The organism is Nocardia sp. bgisy134 (genome assembly GCF_965341865.1).
Classification (GTDB): domain Bacteria; phylum Actinomycetota; class Actinomycetes; order Mycobacteriales; family Mycobacteriaceae; genus Nocardia.
Genome location: NZ_CBDQZP010000004.1, coordinates 271,631 through 293,046 on the forward strand (window position 1 = coordinate 271,631; position 21,416 = coordinate 293,046).

Annotated in this window: 21 protein-coding genes; 13 read left to right on the top strand and 8 right to left on the bottom strand. The window is 69.1% G+C overall.

Features of this window, described 5'->3' with window-relative positions; genetic code table 11:
- Positions 1-88: 88 nt before the first annotated feature.
- From ACRWNM_RS10205 to ACRWNM_RS10220, 4 genes are all read left to right on the top strand, one after another.
- Positions 89-1,054 carry an aldo/keto reductase gene (locus ACRWNM_RS10205; protein WP_431965903.1) on the top strand — a complete coding sequence of 322 codons (966 nt, stop codon included), beginning with the start codon at positions 89-91 and terminating at the stop codon, positions 1,052-1,054.
- A gap of 86 nt (positions 1,055-1,140) precedes the next feature.
- Positions 1,141-2,181, top strand: coding sequence for a heme/hemin ABC transporter substrate-binding protein (locus tag ACRWNM_RS10210; protein ID WP_431965905.1), 1,041 nt, complete (start codon positions 1,141-1,143; stop codon positions 2,179-2,181).
- A 150-nt stretch (positions 2,182-2,331) separates the two neighbouring features.
- On the top strand, positions 2,332-3,495 hold the full coding sequence (locus tag ACRWNM_RS10215; protein WP_431965907.1) for a FecCD family ABC transporter permease: 1,164 nt from the start codon (positions 2,332-2,334) through the stop codon (positions 3,493-3,495).
- A 289-nt stretch (positions 3,496-3,784) separates the two neighbouring features.
- Positions 3,785-4,648 (top strand): heme ABC transporter ATP-binding protein, encoded by an 864-nt coding sequence (locus ACRWNM_RS10220; protein WP_431965909.1) that lies wholly within the window; start codon positions 3,785-3,787, stop codon positions 4,646-4,648.
- 28 nt (positions 4,649-4,676) lie between these two features.
- Here the strand turns inward: ACRWNM_RS10220 and ACRWNM_RS10225 are convergent, their stop codons facing one another.
- The 3 genes from ACRWNM_RS10225 to ACRWNM_RS10235 are packed head-to-tail and all read right to left on the bottom strand — an operon-like array spanning position 4,677 to position 7,686.
- Positions 4,677-6,770: an MMPL family transporter gene (locus ACRWNM_RS10225; RefSeq protein WP_431965911.1), complete on the bottom strand. Its 2,094-nt coding sequence runs from the start codon at positions 6,768-6,770 to the stop codon at positions 4,677-4,679.
- Between the two features lie 16 nt (positions 6,771-6,786).
- Positions 6,787-7,323 (bottom strand): hypothetical protein, encoded by a 537-nt coding sequence (locus tag ACRWNM_RS10230; RefSeq protein ID WP_431965913.1) that lies wholly within the window; start codon positions 7,321-7,323, stop codon positions 6,787-6,789.
- 6 nt (positions 7,324-7,329) lie between these two features.
- Positions 7,330-7,686 (bottom strand): hypothetical protein, encoded by a 357-nt coding sequence (locus ACRWNM_RS10235; protein WP_431965915.1) that lies wholly within the window; start codon positions 7,684-7,686, stop codon positions 7,330-7,332.
- A gap of 148 nt (positions 7,687-7,834) precedes the next feature.
- On the opposite strand from ACRWNM_RS10235, the gene ACRWNM_RS10240 reads away from it, so the two are divergent.
- Genes ACRWNM_RS10240 through ACRWNM_RS10250 form a run of 3 tightly spaced genes read left to right on the top strand, consistent with a single transcriptional unit; the run spans position 7,835 to position 10,202 of the window.
- On the top strand, positions 7,835-8,872 hold the full coding sequence (locus tag ACRWNM_RS10240) for a YncE family protein (protein WP_431965917.1): 1,038 nt from the start codon (positions 7,835-7,837) through the stop codon (positions 8,870-8,872).
- Entirely contained in the window at positions 8,872-9,120 is a 249-nt protein-coding gene (locus ACRWNM_RS10245; protein WP_067783446.1) for a DUF5703 family protein, read from the top strand. The genes ACRWNM_RS10240 and ACRWNM_RS10245 overlap by 1 nt, the downstream gene beginning before the upstream one ends.
- A gap of 5 nt (positions 9,121-9,125) precedes the next feature.
- Entirely contained in the window at positions 9,126-10,202 is a 1,077-nt protein-coding gene (locus tag ACRWNM_RS10250; RefSeq protein WP_431965919.1) for a quinone-dependent dihydroorotate dehydrogenase, read from the top strand.
- 13 nt (positions 10,203-10,215) lie between these two features.
- Here the strand turns inward: ACRWNM_RS10250 and ACRWNM_RS10255 are convergent, their stop codons facing one another.
- Together ACRWNM_RS10255 and ACRWNM_RS10260 are read right to left on the bottom strand one after the other, a co-directional pair.
- Positions 10,216-10,614 carry a hypothetical protein gene (locus ACRWNM_RS10255; protein ID WP_431965921.1) on the bottom strand — a complete coding sequence of 133 codons (399 nt, stop codon included), beginning with the start codon at positions 10,612-10,614 and terminating at the stop codon, positions 10,216-10,218.
- A 14-nt stretch (positions 10,615-10,628) separates the two neighbouring features.
- Positions 10,629-10,895, bottom strand: coding sequence for a hypothetical protein (locus ACRWNM_RS10260; protein WP_357457543.1), 267 nt, complete (start codon positions 10,893-10,895; stop codon positions 10,629-10,631).
- A gap of 459 nt (positions 10,896-11,354) precedes the next feature.
- On the opposite strand from ACRWNM_RS10260, the gene ACRWNM_RS10265 reads away from it, so the two are divergent.
- From ACRWNM_RS10265 to ACRWNM_RS10280, 4 genes are all read left to right on the top strand, one after another.
- Positions 11,355-12,839 (top strand): PfkB family carbohydrate kinase, encoded by a 1,485-nt coding sequence (locus ACRWNM_RS10265; RefSeq protein WP_431965924.1) that lies wholly within the window; start codon positions 11,355-11,357, stop codon positions 12,837-12,839.
- Between the two features lie 209 nt (positions 12,840-13,048).
- Complete coding sequence (locus tag ACRWNM_RS10270; protein WP_431965926.1) at positions 13,049-13,684, top strand: GTP cyclohydrolase II; 636 nt, start codon at positions 13,049-13,051, stop codon at positions 13,682-13,684.
- 174 nt (positions 13,685-13,858) lie between these two features.
- Positions 13,859-14,476, top strand: a complete 618-nt coding sequence (locus tag ACRWNM_RS10275; protein ID WP_431965928.1) for a GTP cyclohydrolase II — start codon at positions 13,859-13,861, stop codon at positions 14,474-14,476.
- A gap of 162 nt (positions 14,477-14,638) precedes the next feature.
- Positions 14,639-16,471 carry an AMP-dependent synthetase/ligase gene (locus ACRWNM_RS10280; protein ID WP_431965930.1) on the top strand — a complete coding sequence of 611 codons (1,833 nt, stop codon included), beginning with the start codon at positions 14,639-14,641 and terminating at the stop codon, positions 16,469-16,471.
- 66 nt (positions 16,472-16,537) lie between these two features.
- On the opposite strand, the gene ACRWNM_RS10285 is transcribed toward ACRWNM_RS10280, so the two are convergent.
- Both ACRWNM_RS10285 and ACRWNM_RS10290 read right to left on the bottom strand, forming a co-directional pair.
- Positions 16,538-17,062, bottom strand: a complete 525-nt coding sequence (locus ACRWNM_RS10285; protein ID WP_431965932.1) for a YbhB/YbcL family Raf kinase inhibitor-like protein — start codon at positions 17,060-17,062, stop codon at positions 16,538-16,540.
- A gap of 46 nt (positions 17,063-17,108) precedes the next feature.
- Positions 17,109-18,470, bottom strand: coding sequence for a M20/M25/M40 family metallo-hydrolase (locus tag ACRWNM_RS10290; RefSeq protein WP_431965934.1), 1,362 nt, complete (start codon positions 18,468-18,470; stop codon positions 17,109-17,111).
- A 322-nt stretch (positions 18,471-18,792) separates the two neighbouring features.
- On the opposite strand from ACRWNM_RS10290, the gene ACRWNM_RS10295 reads away from it, so the two are divergent.
- Both ACRWNM_RS10295 and ACRWNM_RS10300 read left to right on the top strand, forming a co-directional pair.
- On the top strand, positions 18,793-19,302 hold the full coding sequence (locus tag ACRWNM_RS10295; RefSeq protein ID WP_431965936.1) for a CD225/dispanin family protein: 510 nt from the start codon (positions 18,793-18,795) through the stop codon (positions 19,300-19,302).
- Entirely contained in the window at positions 19,299-19,721 is a 423-nt protein-coding gene (locus ACRWNM_RS10300; protein ID WP_431965938.1) for a DUF2752 domain-containing protein, read from the top strand. The genes ACRWNM_RS10295 and ACRWNM_RS10300 overlap by 4 nt, the downstream gene beginning before the upstream one ends.
- A gap of 2 nt (positions 19,722-19,723) precedes the next feature.
- On the opposite strand, the gene ACRWNM_RS10305 is transcribed toward ACRWNM_RS10300, so the two are convergent.
- Complete coding sequence (locus tag ACRWNM_RS10305; RefSeq protein WP_431965940.1) at positions 19,724-21,250, bottom strand: cytochrome P450; 1,527 nt, start codon at positions 21,248-21,250, stop codon at positions 19,724-19,726.
- Positions 21,251-21,416 lie beyond the last annotated feature (166 nt).

The following is a 21,416-nucleotide window of genomic DNA, read 5'->3' on the forward strand; positions in this document are numbered from 1 at the left end:
TCCGCTACGGCGGTGCGCGCCGTTGATGACGGCTTCCGGCGGGCTCAACCTTTAGGCTTGGCGCCGTGATGAATGCGCGGATCCGGTGATGGAACAGCGGACGGTGGGACGCAGCGGCCTACGGGTGTCCCGGATAGGGCTGGCGACACACACCTGGGGCGCGCAGACGGACGTCGACGACGCCGCGGTGCAGTTGGTGGCGTTCACGGAGGCGGGCGGCACGCTGGTCGACACCTCCCCCGCCTACGCGGGCGGCGCGGCGCAGCGAATCCTCGCCGATCTACTCGGCGACCTGGTGTCGCGCGACGACCTGGTGCTGAGCGGCTGCGCCGGTGTGCTGCCCCGCACCGAACCGGCACAGACCACCGTTCCCGGTCCCGCGCCACGCGCCGAGATCGACGCGTCCCGCCGTGGACTGCTGCGCCAGCTGGACCGGACGCTGCTCGAACTGGGCACCGACTACCTCGATATCTGGCATGTCGCGGCCTGGGATCCGCACACTCCGCTCGACGAGATCGCGGGCACCCTCGACCACGCGGTGCGTTCCGGGAAGGTCCGCTACGCGGGCGTGCGCGGCTTCAATCCGTGGCAGCTGGCCAGCCTCGCCGCCATCGCGCCGATCTCCGTCGCCCATACGCCGTATTCGTTGCTCGCGCGCAGCGCCGAAAGCGAATTCGTGCCCGCCGCACGGCATCACGGCGTCGGTGTGATCGCCTCGGCGCCGCTGGCGGGCGGCATCCTGACCGGCAAGTACCGCGACGGCGTGCCCGCGGACTCGCGCGGAGCCGACGAGGCGACCGCGGCCGAGATCCGCCACCGCCTCGACGAGCGCGCCACCCGGGTGGTCGACGCGCTGGTCACCGCCGCCGACGGGCTCGGCACCTCGCCGCTCGCGGTCGCGCTGGCGTGGATCCGGGACCGGCCCGGCATCGCCAGCATGATCGTCGGCGCCCGCGACATCGGGCAGCTGACCGGCGTGCTGGCGGCCGAGACCCTGGAATTGCCGCGCGCGATCGCGGCCGCGCTGGACGACGTCAGCGCGCGCGCCGAATGAGGCGGACCCGTACCTCCACCGTCGCTGCGGCCGTGCGCGGGTTCGCGGGCGGACTCGGTTCGACGGCGCATATTAGGCTTGCCTACATGACGTTCCTCGACCGTGTCCGTCCCGGGGTGGTTCGCTACCTTCTCGTCGCCCTCGCCCTGACGCTGTTCGCCGGAACCGCGGCATGCGGCAGCGACAGCGGCGCGGCGGGTTCCGGACAGCGTGGGCCGAGCACCGCGACGATCGCGAACCAGGAGCCGGTGCCGATCGGCCCGGCCCCGACCCCGGCGCTGCCCGCGACGGTGCGTTCCTTCGACGGCACCGAGGTCACCGTCACCTCGGCCGGCCGCATCATCGCCGCCGACCGTCACGGCACCCTCGTCCAGACCGTCTGGGCGCTCGGTCTCGGCGCCAATCTCGTGGGACGCAGCACGTCGGGGGTGTTCCCCGCGATCGAGAACCTGCCGATCGTGATCGGCGGCAGCGGCTCGCTGAACGTGGAATCCGTTCTGGCACTGCGCCCCACGGTGTTCCTGACCGACACCACCAGCGCGACGCCCGCGGTGCGGGAGCAGCTTCGCGCGGCCGGGGTGACGGTCGTCTACTTCGACCCGCAGCGAACCATGGACGGTGTGGTGCCGCAGATCGAGGCCGTCGCCGCCGCGCTCGGCGTCCCGGACCGCGGTCGCACTCTCGCCGACCGCACCCGTGACGAGATCGCCGCCGCCTCGGCCGGGGTTCCCGCCAAGGACAAGCCGTTGCGCATCGCGTTCCTCTATCTGCGCAGCACCGCCATCACGATGATCGCCGGGCCCGGCTCCGGCGCCGACGAGCTGATCACCGCCATCGGCGGCGAGGATGCGGGCACCGCGGCCGGATTGACCGAGCCGTTCACCGCCATCACCAGCGAGGCGATGATCAGCTCCGCTCCCGATGTGCTGCTCGTCATGACCGACGGCCTGAGCTCGGTCGGCGGCGTGGACGGGCTGCTGAAGGTGCCCGGCATCGCGCAGACACCGGCCGGGAAGAACCGCCGCGTGGTCGACATGGCCGATGGGGTGGTGCTCAGCTTCGGCCCGAACACCGGGCGCGTGGTCGCCGCGCTCGACGAGGCCGTGTACGGCCGTGCGCAGGCATGAGCGAACGGAGTGAGCGAATCGTGTGCCAGCGCGCTTCGCGCGTGCCGGAGCTGAACGCCGGCGAGGTGCAGACGTGAGCGAACGAAGTGAGCTGATCATGTGCCAGCGCGCTTCGCGCATGCCGGGGCCGAGCGCCAGCGGAGCGAAGGCATGAGTGATACGGCGGGCACGTCGTCCGTATCGTCGGCCAACGGCACCGGGCCCGTGCGGGAGAACGGCACGCTCGAATCGCAGCCAGGAGCGCGGCCGCCTGCCGCGCCGGTTCCCGCCGGCACCCGTTCGGTCTCGCGGATCACCGTCGCGTTCGCGGTGGCGATCGCCGCGTTGGTGGTGCTGGCCTTGGCGTCGGCCGCGATCGGTCAGGTGCCGACTTCGCCCGCAGAGGTCGCGGGCAGCGTCTTTCACCGGATCGGTCTGGACTGGGGGCCTATGCCCGCTCATCCGGCCGGTGACGTGACGCTGTGGGAGGTGCGTTTCCCCCGGGTGGTGCTGGCGATGCTGGTGGGCGCTGCGCTGGCGACAGCGGGTGCGTTGTTGCAGGGTGTGTTCGCCAACCCGCTGGCCGAGCCCGGCGTGATCGGCGTTTCGGCGGGCGCGGCGGTCGGCGCGGGCACCGTGATCGTGGTGGGCGGCGCGTTCGTCGCGGCATGGTCGGTCGCCGCCGCGGCGTTCGTCGCCGGACTGTTCACCACGCTGCTGGTGTATCTGCTCGCGCGTTCCAATGGCCGCACCGAAGTGGTGACCTTGGTGCTCACCGGGGTGGCGATCAACGCCTTCGCGGGCGGTCTGATCGCGTTCCTGTTGTTCGTCGCCTCCCCCGCGGCCCGCGATCAGATCGTGTTCTGGCAGCTGGGCAGCCTCAACGGCGCACGCTGGGAGTCGGTGGCGGTGGTCGCGCCGCTCGCCGCGCTGGGCGTGCTCGCGGCGATCGTCGTGGCGCCTCGTCTGGATCTGCTTGCCCTCGGTGAATCGGCCGCCCGTCACCTCGGCGTCGACGTGGAACGGCTGCGTCGCAATGTCATCGTCATCGTGGCGGTGCTCGCCACCGCGGGCGTCGCGTTCACCGGCATCATCCTGTTCGTCGGCCTGATCGTCCCGCATCTGGTGCGGATGATCGTCGGTCCCGGCCACCGCGTGCTGATCCCGCTCAGCGCCATCGTCGGCGCGGTGGTCCTGCTGGCCGCCGACGTCGCCGCCCGGTCCCTCGTCGACAACGCCGATCTCCCCCTCGGCATGCTCACCTCGCTCATCGGCGGTCCCTTCTTCTTCTGGTTGCTGCGCCGCACCCGCGCCCGCGCTGGAGGGTGGGGATGAGCGCGGCCCGCCCGGACCTCTCGCACGGCTCGGCAGTCGCTGCGCGGGTGCACCATGCGCCGTTCGAGTGGGATCGTCGAGCGCAGCCTGCTGTCATCGCCCGTGCACGGCGCGGTGTCGTACGGCACACAGACGCGTCGATCGATCGCACCGGTCTCGACCGAGATCAGCGGGTCGATCACGATGACGCCCGTGTCGCCCTGGACCAGCGTCATGTTCGGCAGGTCGCGGCCGCGGATCCGGCGCTCGGGCCTGCCGCCGCGGACGATCCGAGGATCGGAGGTCGCCGATGAGCGGGATGCGGCAAGGGTTGGGCGCGATGCTCGGGCGGGCGCACGAGGAGCCGCGGCGGCCCGAGCGCGGGACGGTGACCTTGCGGGCGCGCGGGGTGAGCGTCGACCGGCGCGGTGGCGCGAGCGGGCACGCGCGGCGGGTGCTCGACGCGGTCGATTTCGCGGTGGCCGCGGGTGAGGTCGTCGCGCTGGTGGGGCCGAACGGGGCGGGCAAGTCCACGCTGCTGGCCGCATTGGCCGGGGAGCTGGCGCTGAGCGAAGGGGCCGTCGAACTGGACGGCCGCGCGCTGGAGCATTGGACGCCGCTGGACATGGCGCGCAGGCGGGCGGTGCTGCCGCAGAGCCACACCGTGGGATTCCCGTTCACCGCCCGCGAAGTCGTGGCCATGGGCCGGGCGCCGTGGGTGCGCACCGCGCGTGGCGAACGCGACGACGAGTTCGTCGCGGCGGCCATGACATCGGCCGACGTCGCGCACCTTGCCGCGCGATCGTTCCCGACGCTGTCCGGCGGTGAACGCGCGCGCGTCGCCCTGGCCAGGGTCCTCGCCCAGGACACCGCCACCCTGCTGCTCGACGAACCCACTGCCGCACTGGATCTCGGCCACCAGGAAGCGGTGCTGCGGCTGGCCACCGAGCGGGCAGCGGCGGGCGCCGCGGTGGTCGTCGTCCTGCACGACCTCGGTATCGCCGCCGCCTACGCCGACCGCGTCGCCGTGCTGGACTCCGGCCGCGTCGCCGCCGACGGCCCGCCGCGCGAGGTGCTCACCACCGAACTGCTGAGCCGGGTCTACCAGCATCCGGTCGAAGTACTCGACCACCCGGTCACCGGTGCGCAACTGGTTCTTCCGGTCCGCCGTTGACCGAGGTCTGCTCCCCTCGCCTACCCGGTCACCGCCAGATCAGCTTCAACACCGCGGGGGTCAGCAACATCCGGATGACGGTCGCGTCGATGATCAGCGCCGCGATCATGCCGTAGGCGATGTATTTCATCAGCACCAGATCGGAGAAGCCGAACGCGCCGGTCACCACGATGAGAATCGCGGCGGCCGAGGTGATCACGCCGCCGGTGTGGGCGATGCCGTAGCGGATGGCCTCCGGTGCGCCGGCTCCCGCCTGCCGCGCCTCGGCGACCCGGGACAGCAGGAAGACCTCGTAGTCGGTGGACAACCCGAACACCACCGTCACGATCAACGCCAGCACCGCGAACATCAGCGGCCCCGGCGTGAACAGGAAGACCTCGGCCCCGTGCCCTTCCACGAAGATCCAGGTGAGGATGCCCAGCGTCGAGGCGAGACTCAACGCGCTCATGGCGACGGCCTTGAGCGCCAGCACGATCGAACGGAACGCCACGAACATCACCACCAGCGCGGTACAGGCGAGGATCGCGACCAGTGCGGGCAGACCCTCGAGCAATCCGTTGATGCTGTCGCGCTCCAGCGCGGGCACACCGGCCACCATCACCTGCACGCCCGGTGGTTCGGGGATGGCACGCAGCGCGGCGATCACGGCGTCGGCGTCGCGTTTGTCGGTCAGCCCGGCGCCGAGGACGTTGACGCCGTCCTTGGTCGTCGCCGCCGGTTCGAAGCGCCCGGTGAGGCCGGGAATCTGGTTGGCTTCGTAGCGGATGTCGCTGAGCTGCTGCGGATTCGCGCCGACCACCACGAGTTTCAACGGCTCGGTACGGAAGCTGGGAAACAGCTCGTCGAAGCTCTCCTGGGCGACGCGGGCCGGATTGTCCTCGGCGAGATAGCGTTCGCTGATTCCACCGAATTCGATATTGCGGAACGGGATGCTCAACGCGAGCAGCACCAGCACGATCGGCACCGCCACCGCCCACGGCCGCCGCATGGCGAACAGCGCGAGCCGGGAGAAGAATCCGGCGTCGATCTGGGCTTCGGTCTTGGTGCGGGAGAAGCGTTTCCAGCCGAGGAAGTCGATGCGGCGGCCGACGATGCTCAGCGTGGCGGGCAGCACCGTCACCGAGAGCAGCGCCGCGAGCAGCACCGAGCTGATGCCGCCGTAGGGCACCGAGCGCAGTACTCCGATGGGGAAGATGAACAGCGCCGCGAGGCTGATCGCGATGATCGCGGCGGAGAACATCACCGTGCGACCCGCCGTGGCGACGGTGCGTGCGGTCGCCTCCTCCACGCTGCGCCCGGCCGCCAGTTCCTCGCGGAATCGGGTGACGGTGAACAGGCCGTAGTCGATGGCCAAGCCGAGGCTGACCAGCGTCATCACCGCATTGGCGAAGACGTTGACCTCGATGTGATCGGTGAGTACACGCAACATGCCCTGGGTGCCCAGGATGGTCATGCCGCCGATGATCACCGGCAGCAGCGCCCCGATCACCCCGCCGAACACGAAATACAGCATGATCGCCACGATCGGCAACGCGATCAGCTCCGCGCGGTGGATGTCGTTCTGCATCCCGGTGTTGATGCCTTCGACGACCGGTTGCAGTCCCGCCAGTTGCACCGTGGTGCCGCCCGGTCCGCCGCCTTCGCTGCCCGCGCCGAGCGCGCTCTTGATCGCGAGATAGTTCTGAATGGTGGCGGTGCCTTCGCCGCGGAGTCCGACGCTGGCGAACGCGTGGGTTTTCGTGGCGTCGCTGGCGTTGGCCGTGAACGGGCTGTCCCAGTAGCTGTCGATCTTGAGTATCCGGTCCGGATAGCGTTCGAGCAGGCCGCGCAGCTGGGCGGTGACCGCGGCGCGCACCTCAGGAGAGTCGACGGTGCTGCCCTCGGGCGCGGTGTAGAGCAGGATCAGGTCGCTGTCGGTGTCACGGCCGAAGGTGGCGTCGGCCAGTTCGGACGCGGCCACCGATTCGCTGCTCTCATCGAACCAGCCCTCCTGGTTGAGCCGCTCGACCAGGTCGCGCCCGTACCAGCCGGACAGCAGCACGGCCAGCGCGACCCCGGCCAGCACGAGATAGCGGTAGCGGTGGACCAGCCGACCCCACCCCAGGAAACCGGAATGCAGCATCGAGAGGGCCGCGCCGCTAGCCGCACGCCGCGGTGCGATAGTCGGCCGAGCGCAGAATTCCGCACAGGTCGGTGCGGGAGATCTTCCAGCGGCCGTCGAGGTAGACGAAGTGCACCACGGTGGTGCGCACGGCGGTGCCGGTGCCGTCCCTGTCCAGTCGCATGGTGGCGGTCAGGGTGCCGTCGCGGTTGTCGAACACCGGATCGGTGACGCCGTAGATGGCGCGCGGGTTGTCCTGGAGCGCCCGGTACATATCGGGGATGGCGTCGCGGAAGGCATCGCCGTCCTCGATCAGCGCGGTGCGCTCGCTGTCGGGCAGCGCCGGGTCGAGCGCCCGCTTGATCTGGGCGTCGAGTTCGGCGGCGGTCGGCAGCGGCCGGTTGGCGATGGCGCTGGACGTGGCAGCGGCGGAGGAGGACAGCTCGGCGATGGCCTTGGAGCGGGCCACCTCGACCGAGGCCTCGTCCGGACCCGAATTGCATGCGGCGGTCGCGGCCACCGTGACACAGGCGAGCGCGGCCAGCGCGATTCGGGCGATTCGTGTGGAGTGCATCACTACCTACATACCATCGATGACGGAACTGATCCGTCCGAGCAGGGCGCGCACGGTCGTGACGTCCCGGTCCGCCGCCGCCTCGACCGGAACGGCGTCGGGGATCATGTCGCGCACCAGCGCGACCACGCTGCGCTCGTCGTCCACATCGACGTCGGTGACCCGCACCTCCGCCACCGCGACCACGTCCTCCGGACCCGGCACGTCGCTGTCCAAGTCGGCGCGGTAGATCTCGAGCGTCAGGATCTGCCGCACCGTGCGGAACGCGTACGGCCTGCCGTCGGCGGTGGTGCCGAACCCGTGAGCAAACGGACCAACGGTTATGTCATCGATGGCAAATCCCGATGGATGGTCGGCTTTCAACCGGATCTCCCTGAGTTGGACGCTGTTTGGTTACACGGTAACCCCCATCACTGGTAATTCGGTGCCGCCGCCACCCCGGTCGGTGGCGGTGTTGCGCCATCATGGTCAGATGGTGACGTCGGGTTGATTCGTCGGTAGGAGGAGTTCGGTGGTGCGCCCTCGCGGCTCGGTCCCCTCAGCGCTCGTCGTCCTTGCGGTGCTCGCCCTGCTGGCCGGATGCTCTTCCGACAAGGGCGAACCCGAAGGTCCGACCCGAGAACCCGCGACCGCCGCGATCGCGCCCGCACCGCAGACCCCGCCCACGGGCCAGGTGATCGGCCTGAGCGCGCCGATCCGCAGCCTCTTCGCCGAATCCGGCACCGGCCTGCTCGCCGCGCTCGACGCGAGCAGCGACAGCTCCACCCTGCTCTTCCTCATCGACCCCGCCGCCCCCGCGGGCGCAGGGCAGCGCACCGTCACCCTGCCCGCGCACGGGACCAGCCTGGCCCAGGGCAAGCCCGGTGAAATCCTGGTCACCGCGCCCGGCCGGATCATCCGCGTCGACGCCGCGAGCGACGCGGTCACCGAGACGCCCGTCGAGGGCGACGTCCGCTCGGTCCGGCAGCGTGAGGACGGCACGCTGGTCGTCGGCACCGCCGACGGCGCGGTCCGCATCCTCGGCTCCGGCGGCGACGTGCTCGACTCCGTCTCCGGCCTGGCCTCGGCCGACGTCGTCGCGCTGACCGCCGACCGCATCGCGGTGCTCGACCGCCGCCAGACCTCCGTCACCGAGATCGACCCGGCCAAGGACCACCTCGGCCTCGCCCTGCGCGCGGGCGACGGCGCCACCAACATGATCTCCGACCACTTCGGCAGGGTGATCGTCACCGACACCGCGGGCGAGGAACTGCTCGTCTACACCACCGGACCGCTCGTCCTGCGCCAGCGTTTCCCGGTAGGATCGTCGCCTTACGCGCTCGCCTACGATCGACGGTCCGAGACCGTGTGGGTGACGTGCACGCAGAGCAACGAAGTCGTCGGATTCGATCTGTCGACGGGTATACCGAAGGAAGTGGGACGCTATCCGACCGTCCGGCAGCCCGACTCGGTGACCGTCGACGACCGCACCGGTGATCTGTTCGTCGGATCCGCCACCGGTGACGGTGTCCAGCGGATCCGCGCGGACCAGCTGAAGAGAGGGCAGTGATGGCGCCGAAAAGCTCCCGCGCAGCATTACCGGCGAACTGGGAGACCAGCAGCGACGACTACGAATACGTCCCGCTGCGCTTACCGAAAGACGTGACCAGGGTGACCGCCTCGATGCGCCTGGCGATTCAGGCCGAATTCGGCGGATGGGAGCTCTCGCGCGTGCGCGCCTACACCGACGGCAGCCGCAAGGTTCTGCTGCGCCGTCGCAAGACCTCGCTACTACCCCAGCCCGAGCCGGGGATGTGACACGGATGTACGCACTGCTGCTTCGACTGATGTTCCTGGTTCCGCCGGAACGCATCCACCACCTCGCCTTCGCGGCCATGCGCGTGGCCGCCCGGTTCGCGCCGACCCGGCTGCTGCTGAAGCGGCTCGCGGTCGTCGACGACCCGATCCTGCGCAACACCGTCTTCGGCGTCGAGTTCCGCGCCCCGCTCGGTCTGGCGGCCGGTTTCGACAAGAACGCGGAGGGCGCCGACATCTGGGGTCCGTTCGGCTGGGGCTTCGCCGAAGTCGGCACCGTCACCGCCCAGGCTCAGCCCGGCAACCCCACACCGCGGATGTTCCGGCTGCCGGCCGACCGCGCCCTGATCAACCGGATGGGCTTCAACAACCACGGCGCCGCCCGCGCCGCCGACCAGCTGCGCACCAGGACCGCCACCGTCCCGATCGGCGCCAACATCGGCAAGACCAAGATCGTCGAAGCGGCCGACGCCGCCGCCGATTACGCGATCAGCGCCGCCCTGCTCGGCCCGCTGGCCGACTTCGTCGTGGTCAACGTCAGCTCCCCCAACACCCCCGGCCTGCGCGACCTGCAGGCCGTGGAATCGCTGCGCCCGCTGCTGCGGGCCGTGCTCGACACCGTCCAGGTGCCGGTCCTGGTCAAGATCGCCCCCGATCTGTCCGACGACGACATCGACGCGGTCGCCGACCTCGCCCTCGAGCTCGGTCTCGCGGGCATCGTCGCCACCAACACCACCATTCGCCGCGACGGCCTGCGCACCGACGCCGCCGAGGTCGCGGCCATGGGTGCGGGCGGCCTGTCCGGCGCGCCCGTGGCCGAACGCTCGCTCGAGGTGCTGCGCCGCCTGTATCGGCGCGTCGGTGATCGCCTCGTGCTGATCTCCGTCGGCGGGATCGAAACCCCCGACCAGGCTTTCGAGCGCATCCTCGCGGGCGCCAGCCTGCTGCAGGGTTTCACCGGCTTCATCTACGGCGGCCCGTTCTGGACTCGCAAGATCCACCGCGGCCTCGCCGCGCGTCTGCGCGACCACGGATATCGCTCGATCGCCGAGGCGGTCGGTGCGGACAACGTGGCGAGGACCTGAATCCGGCTTTCTCTCACCCGAACACGCGCGGTGGACCGCCCGCGCGCCGCGGAAGGCCGTGCGCGCGAGAACCACTGCCGCATGCGCCGACCGGGCCCGGAGCCGACTCGTCTGGCCGGTCGCGCAGTCGCGCGACGATCCGCTTGTGCAACAAGATGATCGCGTGATCGAGCAAGATGCCCAACCGGTCGGCGCGCTCGGCGGCGCGGGCGTGGGTCATGCGGTCGTGCACCATGTCCGGGTCGCTGAGCAATTCGTCCAGCTCCATGCCGGCGAACGCCTGCTCGCGGGAGAGTGTGCGACCTGGCAACCAGCTCAGCCGCCACGCATCGGCGCTGGGTTCGCCGTCGCGGTAGGCCGATTCGGGGGTCAGGTCGCTGATCATGGTCCACTCGGTGGTGTGAATGGTCATGGCTGCCTCCGGTACTACAGCCCGAGCAGAATCTGCTCCAGGGGAATTCCGAGTTGTCCGGCGTAGTGCACCGCCCGCAGGTGGGCGAGCCGATCATGCCGGTAGGTCTGGGTGCTGACGATCTCGGCGAGATCCATCCCCGCCAGTGCCTGCTCGCGAGTGAGCAGGCGGTCGGGCAGCCAGCTCAGCCGCCACGACTTGGGCCATTTGTCGGCGACGCGCTGCGCCGATTCGTTGGTGCAATCGCTGGTCATCGACCAGTCGGTGACATAGATGGTCACGAATGCCTCCTGTCGAGCATCCGAGGTCGAAGGGGGTCACCGAAGTTTTCGGAGAGCGGCGAGCCCCGGCGAAGTGCGCGAGAGGCGCACGGGCCGGGGCTCGCTGGACGGCGAAGCGGAACCGGCGGTGAAAGCAGTTCGGACGGTGCGGCGTTCGGCCGGGTACTATACGGCCGGACGGTTCGGTCCGAGTTCGGTGTCGGCCGCGCCGGGCTTGCGGCGCCTGCGCCGCCTGTCACGGCGTATCAGCAGAATCTCTTTCATCACCAAGGCCCTCCCGAGTCCGCTGGTGGGGACGACCAGATCGCCCAAAATCAGTGTGGCATTTGCCTTTCCCCCGGTCAATTGCCGGAGTATCTTGGGAATTGCCGGACTCATCGCCCGTTAAACCCGGGAATGAGGGCAATCTCCGCAAAGCACAACGAAACGACAACGACGTGATGGAGGGCGGACTCGCCGATGGCTCCGCAGAATCCCCGCACGATCGCGATTCGCGACATCCTCACCCGCTTGTGCACCTATTACGGTCTGCGGCCGGAACGCTTGGGCAACACCGAGATCGACGTCACCAGCCTGCTCGAGCTGCCGATCGTGCGCCAGCACGCGCAGCGCACCGGCCTGCCCGCGGGCGAATCCCTGTTACCGGTCGTGCGCGAGACGGCGCGCCGGCTGTCGCCGACCGATCGCCTCATCGCCGATTCGGCGTTGGCGCTCGGCCTTTTTCGTGACAACCCCCCTGACGGCGTCGATCTCGCCCGCCTGTACGCGGACAAGCTCGGCCCCCGGCGCGAATACCTCGTCGAGCACTGGCGGCGGCTGCACCAAGCGCTCGGGGTCGACCGCGTTCCCGAGGCGCCGACGGTGAAGCGGCTGCGCACGTCGTCGGAGGGCGACACCTTCACCGCGCTGGCCGACCTGCTCACCGCCGACACGGGTTACGTCATCCCCCAGGCCATGCCGAGCGGGAAAATTCTTGTCGCACTGCCCGATTCGGTTCGGCGGCCGAAATCGGTGACAGTGGTCGGCGACGCGGTCATCGATCACCTCTACCGCGTCGACGGTTTCCCCGCCGCGGACCGCGCGGCACGCGGCACCTTCACCAGGCCACCGGGTGGAAAGGGGTTGAATCGCGCGGTGGCCGCCGCGCGCCTCGGCTTGGACGTCGCGCTCGTTTCCGCGGTCGGCAACGACAAGGACGGCGCGGAGATTCTGAGCTTCCTGACCAACGAGAACGTCCGCTGCGATCTGGTGAAGATCGTCGACGGCGGCCGGTCCCCGGTGACGGCCGTGATCATGGATTCCAGCGGCGAGACGAGACTCATCGGATGCAAGGACGACAGGGTCAAACTCGATGTGGCGGACCTGCATACCGGCGCCGTGCAGGCGGCGCTGGCGAGCTCGGAGGTGGTGTTGCTGACGTTCGAACACCCCAAGGGCATCGCCGAGAACGTCCTCGCGATGGTGCGCGAGATGCGGCCGCGGCCGCAGGTCATCGTCTGCGCCACGCCGAGTCCGGCTGTGCCGCAAGATCTTTACCAGCACCTCGAGGTGGTGGACTACTTGGTGGGATCGCCGTCGGAACTGAAGGCGATGCTGCCTGCCGTGTCGACCGACTCGGCCGGGGACAGTGCGGAGATCTTGCTCGGGCTCGGGGTGCGCGCGGTGTGCGCGATCGACAAATTCCGCTGCTCGGTGCTCTCGGAACAGTTGAAGTTCGATGTCAGCCGGTTCCAAGGGGCGCTGAAGAATTCGGTGGGCGCCGCCGCCGCATTCTCCGCCGCGCTGGCATGCCGTGTCGTCGAAACCGGCGGCGAGCTGGCCGCGAAGGACTTCGTCTGGGCCACAGCGGCGATGATTCCCACCCAGCAGCTGGGTGCGGTGCCGCGCGCGATGCCGGACAAGGACCGTATCGACCAGGTGGTCCGGCAGGGCAACGAACGATGATCCGCGCGGCGCGGCAGCGTATTTTAACACAAAAGACCTGGTAGTAACATGCGTGTTACGTCACACGCAGGGTACGGTTGCGAGGTCATCTCGGATGTGCGGCAGCTGCTGCACCTGTTGAGTCGGAGGAGCGGTTGACGACGGTTGCGTCGGATCTTGCCGAAGCCGGTCATCGGTTCACGCGCAAGGGGCGTGACACTCGCGTTCGCGTGATCGAACTACCCGATCGCGGCGACGGAGGCGGCCACATTCTCGTCTTCGGAGACATCGTCGACGGATGTCTGGTTCGAGTTCATTCGCGTTGTCTCTACGGTGAGGCGCTGCGATCGGACGACTGCGACTGCGGTCCGGAACTGGACAAGTCCCTCGACATGATTCAGGAAGCGGGGTCCGGCGTGCTGGTCTATCTCGAGCAGGAGGGCCGCGGTGCGGGTCTGCTCGCCAAGGCGCGCGGGTACCTGGAGAGCGAACAGACAGGCGAGGACACCTTCACCAGCTACGAGCGACTCGGCTATCCGCCGGACGGACGCTCCTACGAGCAGGCGGCCCGCGCGCTGTTCGACGTGCTGAACCTACGGACGGTGCAACTGCTGACCAACAATCCGGCCAAGATGCACGCGCTGCGCGAGGTAGGCCTTGTGGTGGAAGTGGTTCCGCTGGTCACCGAGGCGTTGAGTCAGCGCGCCGTCGAGTATCTCGACGCCAAACGCCGGAGACGCCGGCACTGGATCCCCAACGGCGAATCGCCGTGGTCGTTGGAGCAGACGATTCTGCCGCGGGCGAATTCCGGCGGCGCGCTGCCGGACGGATCCGCCCACGAAAGCGCACCGCCCGTTCTGGTGTAGCCCCTGCTGCGATGCCCGGCCTCCCGCTACCATAGATGGATTGTGCGACTGGGGATTCCGCAGTTCGCCGACCGCTGCACTGTGCATCGGAGGGGCATGGACCGAGCGGCATCCGATCTCCGTGAGACCGGGCATCGTCTGACTCGCAAGGGGCGAGAACTCCGCGTTCGAGTCTTGGCGATCCCTGGCGCCGAGGACGGCGGGCACGCCCTCGTCTTCGGCCCGATGGTCGATGGCTGCCTGGTGCGTATCCACTCGCGCTGCCTGTACGGCGATGCACTGCGCTCCGACGACTGTGATTGCGGGCCCGAGCTCGACCTGTCGATGGACATGATCCAGGACGCCGGGTGCGGCGTGCTGGTCTACCTCGAACAGGAGGGCCGCGGCGCCGGATTGGTCGACAAGGCAAGGGGTTTGCGCACCAGCGAGGTGTTCGGGCTGGACACCTTCGACAGCTACGAGCGACTCGGGCTGTGCGTCGACACGCGCTCTTACGAACACGCGGCCCGCGCGCTGCTGCACCTCGGTCTCGGTTCGGTGCGCCTGCTGACGAACAACCCGGACAAGGTGCGCGCCCTGACCGACCTCGGCATCGCCGTCACCGTAGTGCCTTTGGTGACCCGGCCGCGCAGCGAGCGCGCCCGCCGATACCTGGAGGCCAAGCGGCGCCGGCGCGGGCACACGATTCCGGCCGAGGACGAGACATGGTCGGCGCTGGGACGTTCAGGCTGGCGGTTGTCGTCCCGGCGGTCCACGCCGGGGTGCTGGTGGCGTCGGCTGCTCGCGCTGTAAAGACCGTCACATTCGGCCCGCTCTGGCTACGATAAGTGAGCCGCGCCACTCGTTGACACCTAAATCAGTGAGAAGATGACATAGAGTCTGGCGCATTGCGTCAGCGGTTGGCGCCGAGCGTATCGAGTCGGTTCACCGACAGGATCATCGGGAACAGGGAATATGAGCACTACAGAAATCGGTTTCGCGCACGAATCAGGCAAGACGGTCTACACCGTTCCCGAGGCGTTCCAGGAGACCGTCAAGCTGCGGCCGGACGGGGTCGCGCTGCGCACGGTCGGCGGCACGACGGAGATCACCTGGCGGGAGTACGGCAAGCGGGTCGAATCGATCGCGGCAGGACTCGCCGCGCTCGGCATCGGCCGCGGCGACTCCGTCGGGATCATGCTCACCAACCGGCCCGAGTTCAACCTCGTCGACACGGCCGCACTGCACTTGGGCGCGACACCGTTCTCGATCTACAACACCAGCTCCCCCGAACAGATCACCCACCTGTTCACCAATGCCGAGAACACAGTGGTGATCACCGAGCGCGCGTTCCTCGACGTGATCACCGGCGCGGGTGTCGAACTCGCGCACACCGTCGTGGTGGACGGCCCGGCCACCGGCGCGATCACCCTGGAGGAGGTGGAGGCCAACCCGGCCGCCGACTTCGATTTCGCCGCCGCCTGGCAGGCCGTCGAGCCCGGCGATCTGGCCACGCTGATCTACACCTCGGGCACCACCGGCCCGTCCAAGGGCGTGGAGATCACCCACCGCAACGTGCTCGCCCAGATCATCGCGCTGGTGTCGGGGCCGCTGCGGGTCGGCTACGACGACCGCGCGATCTCCTACCTGCCCGCCGCGCATGTCGCCGACCGCATCTCGGGACATGCCATCAGCCTGCTCACCGGCATTCTCATCACCTGCGTTCCGGATCCGCGCGAGATCGCCGCGGCGCTGCCCGACGCGCGGCCGACCGTGTTCTTCGGTGTGCCGCGGGTGTGGCAGAAGATCAAGGCGGGCATCGACGGCAAGCTGGCCACCGAGCCGAGCCCGGTCAAGAAGTCGCTCGCGGCCTGGGCCATCGGCACCGGGATCGCCGCCGCGCGCGCCGATCTCGCGGGCAACGGTCGCGGTCCGGTGCTCGGCTTGCAGTACAAGGTCGCCGACGCGCTCGTGCTGTCGAAGCTGCGCCACGCGCTCGGCCTGGACAATCTCAAGGTCGCCGCCTCCGGTGCGGCCGCTATTCCGCCGGAGACCCTCGAGTACTTCCTCGGCCTCGGCTTCACCGTCACCGAGGTGTGGGGCATGTCGGAGACCAGCGGCGTGGCCACCTATACCGAACTGGACAAGCCGCGGCCCGGCTCGGTCGGCCGCGCGGTCGACGGGCTGGAGGTGCGCCTCGGCGAGGACGGCGAGTTGCTGGTGCGCGGCCCGATCATCACGCCGGGCTACCGCAAGCAGCCCGACAAGACCAAGGAGGCGCTCGATTCCGACGGCTGGCTGTCCACCGGCGACGTGGCGACCATCGACGCCGACGGCTACGTGCGGATCGTGGACCGCAAGAAGGAGCTCATCATCAACGAGGCGGGCAAGAACATCTCGCCCACCAATATCGAGAACGCCGTGAAGGCGGTGTCCTCGCTGGTCGGCCAGGTGGTGGCGATCGGCGAGGCCAAGCCCTACATCTCCGCGCTGATCGTGCTCGACCCCGACACGGTAGCGATCCGCGCCAAGGAGATCGGCGCTCCCGCCGAGGATCTGGCCGCGCTGGCCACCCGCAAGGAGATCGTCGACGAGGTGCTCGCGGCGGTCGAGACCGGTAACCGCAAACTGTCGCGGGTCGAGCAGATCAAGCGCTTCACGATCGTCGGCACGCCCTGGGAGCCGGGCGGCGACGAGCTGACCCCGACCATGAAGCTCAAGCGCAACCCGATCGCCGCGAAGTACGCCGAGGAAATCGGGGCGCTGTACGCCAACCCGCTGCCCGAGACGGTCGTCAACGTCTCCTGAGCCGCGACCAGATGACCGTGGCCCCGAGCCAAAAGCTCGGGGCCACGGTCTTTTTTTCGCGCAGGACTACTGCTCGTAGGTGCCGATCAGGGTGGCGCGGGCCAGGGTGTGGGAGAACAGGTTGAAGCCCAAGTAGGCGGGCGACGCGTCGGGCGCGATGCCGAGGCTCTCCACGTCCACCGCGTGCACCACGACGAAGTAGCGGTGCGGGCCATGCCCGGGCGGCGGTGCGGCGCCGACGAATCCGGCGAAGCCGCCGTCGTTGCGCAGGGTGACGGCGCCCGCGGGCAGCGACCCGCCCTCGCTTCCCGCGCCGCTGGGCAGGGAGGTGACCGACACCGGGATGTCGGCGACGGCCCAGTGCCAGAAGCCGGAGGCGGTCGGGGCGTCGGGGTCGTAGACGGTGACGGCGAAACTCTTGGTCTCGGCGGGGAATCCGGACCAGGACAACTGCGGGGAGATGTCCTTGCCTCCGGCGCCGAACACGCCGCTGACCTGATCGTTGCCGAGCGGGGCGCGGTCGGTGACGTCCCCGGAGGTGAGGGTGAAGCCGGGTACCTTCGGGAGTGCGTCGTAGGGGTCGTAGGTCATCGTTCCTCTTTTCGGAGCGTTGTATGTCGGAGCCGTGGTATTCGGATCAGCTGTGCAACAGGAAGTGTTCCAGCACCTGGGTGCCGAACTCGAGGGCGTCCACCGGAACGCGTTCGTCCACACCGTGGAACAGGGCACTGAAGTCCAGGTCGGGGGGCAGCCGCAGCGGTGCGAAGCCGAAGCAGCGAATTCCCAAGCGGGCGAAGGCTTTCGCGTCCGTGCCTGCGGAGAGCATGTAGGGCACCGTGCGGCCCTGCGGGTCGTGGGCCAGGATCGCGTCGTTCATGGCGTCGACCAGGTGCCCGTCGAAAGTCGTCTCGTAGGAGTCGAGCTTGGTGACCCACTCGCGTTCGACATCGGGGCCGATCAACTCGTCCACCTCGCGTTCGAAGGCGGCTTGGCGGCCGGGCAGCACCCGGCAGTCCACCACCGCCTCCGCGGTCTGCGGAATGACGTTGGCCTTGTAACCGGCCTGCAGCATGGTGGGATTGGCGGTGTCGCGCAGGGTGGCGCCGATGATGCGGGCGATGGTGCCGAGCTTGGCCAGCTGTCCCTCGATGTCCGGGCTGTCCGGATCGAAGGGGAAACCGGTCTCCTCCGACACGGCGGCGAGGAACTCGGCCACCGAATCCGAGAGCACCAGCGGGAAGGTGTGTTTGCCCAGCCGCGCCACCGCGTCGGCCAGGATGGTCACCGCGTTGTCCTCGTGCAGGAACGAGCCGTGTCCGGCGCGGGCCTTGGCGCGCAAGCGCATCCAGCCCAGGCCCTTCTCGGCCGTCTCCACCAGGTAGAACCTGCGTTCACCACCGTCGCGGCGCGGCACCGTCAGCGAGAAGCCGCCGACCTCACCCACCGCTTCGGTGACTCCGTGGAACAGGTCGGGCCGATTGTCCACCAACCAGTGCGAGCCCCACTTGCCGCCGTTTTCCTCGTCGGCCAGGAACGCGAAAACGATGTCGCGCGGCGGCACCGTGCCCTCGATCGCGAACTGGCGCGCCACCGCCAGCATCATGCCGACCATGTCCTTCATGTCGACGGCCCCGCGGCCCCACACGTAGCCGTCGCGGACCGCGCCGGAGAACGGATGCACGCTCCACTCCGACGCCTCGGCGGGCACCACGTCCAGGTGCCCGTGCATCAGCAGCGCGCCACGGCTGGGATCGGCGCCTTTCAGGCGCGCGAACACGTTGCCGCGGCACGGCGCACCGGATTCCACGTATTCGGTGGTGTATCCGGCCTGTTGCAGTTGGTCGGCCACCCACTGGGCGCATTCCCGCTCACCTTTGGTGGTGGCCAGGTCACCCGTGTTCGAAGTGTCGAATCTGATCAGGTGACTGACCAACTCGACGACCTCGTTCACCGCACGAGATCTGCTGTTCGGACTGGAGTCTTCGCCGTTGACGGACACGTCCCTTTCCTACCACTCGTCGCCGGTACGGCGCGTCGCGGCCGCGCCGCGAGTCCCCGCGCGGCGCGGTCTGGCGTGCGTGATCGCGCGTGCGGCCGATCGCGATCAGCGTGAGCCGAACCCGTGCCCGCCGAGCCGAAACACGCTGTCGCGGCCGCAAGCACGTCGGCGGGCGGTCGACGGGAGAGGGTGGCCGCGACCCACTACACTGCCGGAGACCTGGTCAACAGACTGTCAGGGTCGTTCGGGGGGCGCGCGCACTCGGAGTTCCACCGAAGCCCACATTCGCGCTCGCCGAGCGTCGACGACAAGTGAGGAATTGATGACGTACCCCCCGCCCCAGCCCGGCTTCGATCCGTACAAGCAGTCCGACCCGTACGCGCAACAGCAGCCGCAGCCGGCGAGCGACCCCTACGCGCAGCAGCAGCCCGGCTACCCGGCCGCGCCGGGATATCCCGCGGCGCCGGGATATCCGGCCGCGCCCGGCTACCCCGCGGCGCCGGGCTACCCGGCCGCGGGCGGCTATCCCCCGGCCCCCGGCTACCCCGCCGCCCCCGGTTACGGTCCCGGCTACAACCCCGGCACCCCGCCGGACAACAACATGGTCTGGGCGATCCTCGCGACGGTGTTCTGCTGCCTTCCGTTCGGCATCGTCGCGATCATGAAGGCGGCCAACGTCAACAGCCTGTGGGCGCAGGGTCAGGCCGCCGAGGCCTATCGTGCGGCCGAGGACGCCAAGAAGTGGACGATGATCGCCGCGGTGTGCGGCGTGATCGGCTTCGTGATCGCCCTCGTCCTCAATATCGCGCTCATCGGAGCCTCCGGGGTGTGAGCACCCCCGTCTCCGTCTCGCACCGGCTGGCCGCGCCCGTCGCGGTCGCCGGTGCGGGCGCGCTGGTCTGCGCGGCCGTGCTGTGGGCCGATCCCACCACGCCGGGCGGCGTCATCCCGGTCTGCCCGTCGAAGGCACTGCTCGGCATCAACTGCCCCGGCTGCGGCAGTTCCCGCATGCTGTATTCGCTACTGCACGGGGATCTTCCCGCCGCGCTGCACTACAACGCCCTCGGCCTGCTCGCGCTGATCGCGCTGATCGGCACGTTCGTCTTCTGGACCCGCGACCGCGTCCGCGGCCGTGATTCGGTGCGCTGGTATCAGTACCGGAACGCGCCGCACCTCGTGCTCGCCCTGGTGCTCGGCTGGCTGGTGCTGCGCAACATTCCGATCGCGCCTTTCACCGGTCTGCGCGTCTGAGCTCAGGTGCGCGGTGTCGCCGCCATCGGCACCGGCCCATCGGGCCCGCCGGTGAACGAAAGCGCCCGCCGAATCGGCTCCTCGGTCGCCAGATCCAGCTCCATGCGCTGCGCCAGGACCGCCAACGACAGCGTCATTTCCATGATCGCGAAGTTCTGCGCGATGCAGATGCGTTTGCCCGCGCTGAACGCCAGCGAGCCGTGTCGGCGTTCGGTGGTCAGGTTCTCCGGCAGATGCCGCGACGGGTCGAAGCGCTCGGGGTCCTCCCATACCGACGCGTTGTGGTGCACGCCGTGCAGGCTGATCACCACCGTCGTCCCCGGCTCGATCCGGTAGCCGGCCAGGACGTCGGGGCCCTTCGCCACCCTGGTCAGTCCGATGATCGGTGGATACAGTCGCATCGATTCGGCGAGAACGGCTTTCGTCCACACCAGCTTGTCCACGTCGGCGGCCACGGGGGTGCGATCGCCCAGCACGTCACGCAGTTCCTCGTGCATCCTGGCGCGTGCCCCGGGATGCTCGGCGAGCAGTGTCCAGGTCCAGGTCAAGGCGGTGGCCGAGGTCTCCATCCCGGCGCCGATGAAGGTCATCAGTTCGTCGTGGATCTCGGTGTCGCTGTAGGCGTGGCCGGTTTCCGGGTCCCTGGCGTCCATCAGCAGGCCGAGCAGGTTGTCCTTGCGCGCGATGCGGCCGCTGCGATGATCGGCGACGAGGATGTCCACGGCCCGCTCGATGCGGCGCAGCTCGAGCATGATGTGCGGTGCGGTGAGCCAGGTCAGCCAGCGCATGGCGCGGAGGGGGATGCGTGAACCGGCCCGCCGCTCTTCGGGTGTCGTGCACCGGACGACGAACGTCGACAGCGCGCGCAGCGGTCTGCTGATATTGGTGGCGAAGCCGATGCCGAAGAACTTCAGCAGATTCGTCAGCCGGATCTGGGAGATCGGGCCGGACAGATCGGTGCCGAACATGGTGCGCGCCACGATGTCCAGGGTCAGCCGGTTCATTTCCGTGCCGATGTCCACGGGGCCGTTCGCGGCGCAGGCTCGCAGGATGCGGTCGGCGGCGTCCCCGGCCGCCTCGGTGATCGGTCCGGCGAACTGCTCGATGTTGCCGCGCGCGAAGATCGGCTGCACGAGGCGGCGGTTGCGCTGGTAGCGCCGGTCGTCCATATCGGTGACCAGACCCTGACCGAAGGTCACCGCCATCATGTCGTATTCCGCACTCTTGCAATAGTTCTCCTGGTTCGAGACCAGGATGCGCCGGGCCAGCGCGGGATTGCGCACGACGGCGTAGCGCAGCAGCGGGATGCGGGCGACGAGCACGTCGTCGGCGCCGGGCAACTCGACGGTCAAGTAATGCACCAGCGTGCGGTCACGCCAGCGTGGGATCAGCGCGGCGGCGTAGCGCCAGGACTGCGCCCAGCCGACCTCGGTGCGATGCCAGCGCATGGGCGCGGGCTGCCAGCGCGGCGGGTGCAGGGTGCTGTCACCTGGGTGATCGGTGGGGTGCTCGGTTGCCGATGTCGTCATACGGCAGTCCTCATCGTGTGTGAATGCGTCTGCGCCGAAAGGCGTTCGGCCCGTGCGGGCTCGGTCGAAGAGTAGACGACGTGTCCGGTGTGGGAACGCCCCTCGCGGCCCGCCGAAAGTACCGGCTTGCGGGAACTTTTTTCCTCGATTACCGGCCGGCAGTTTG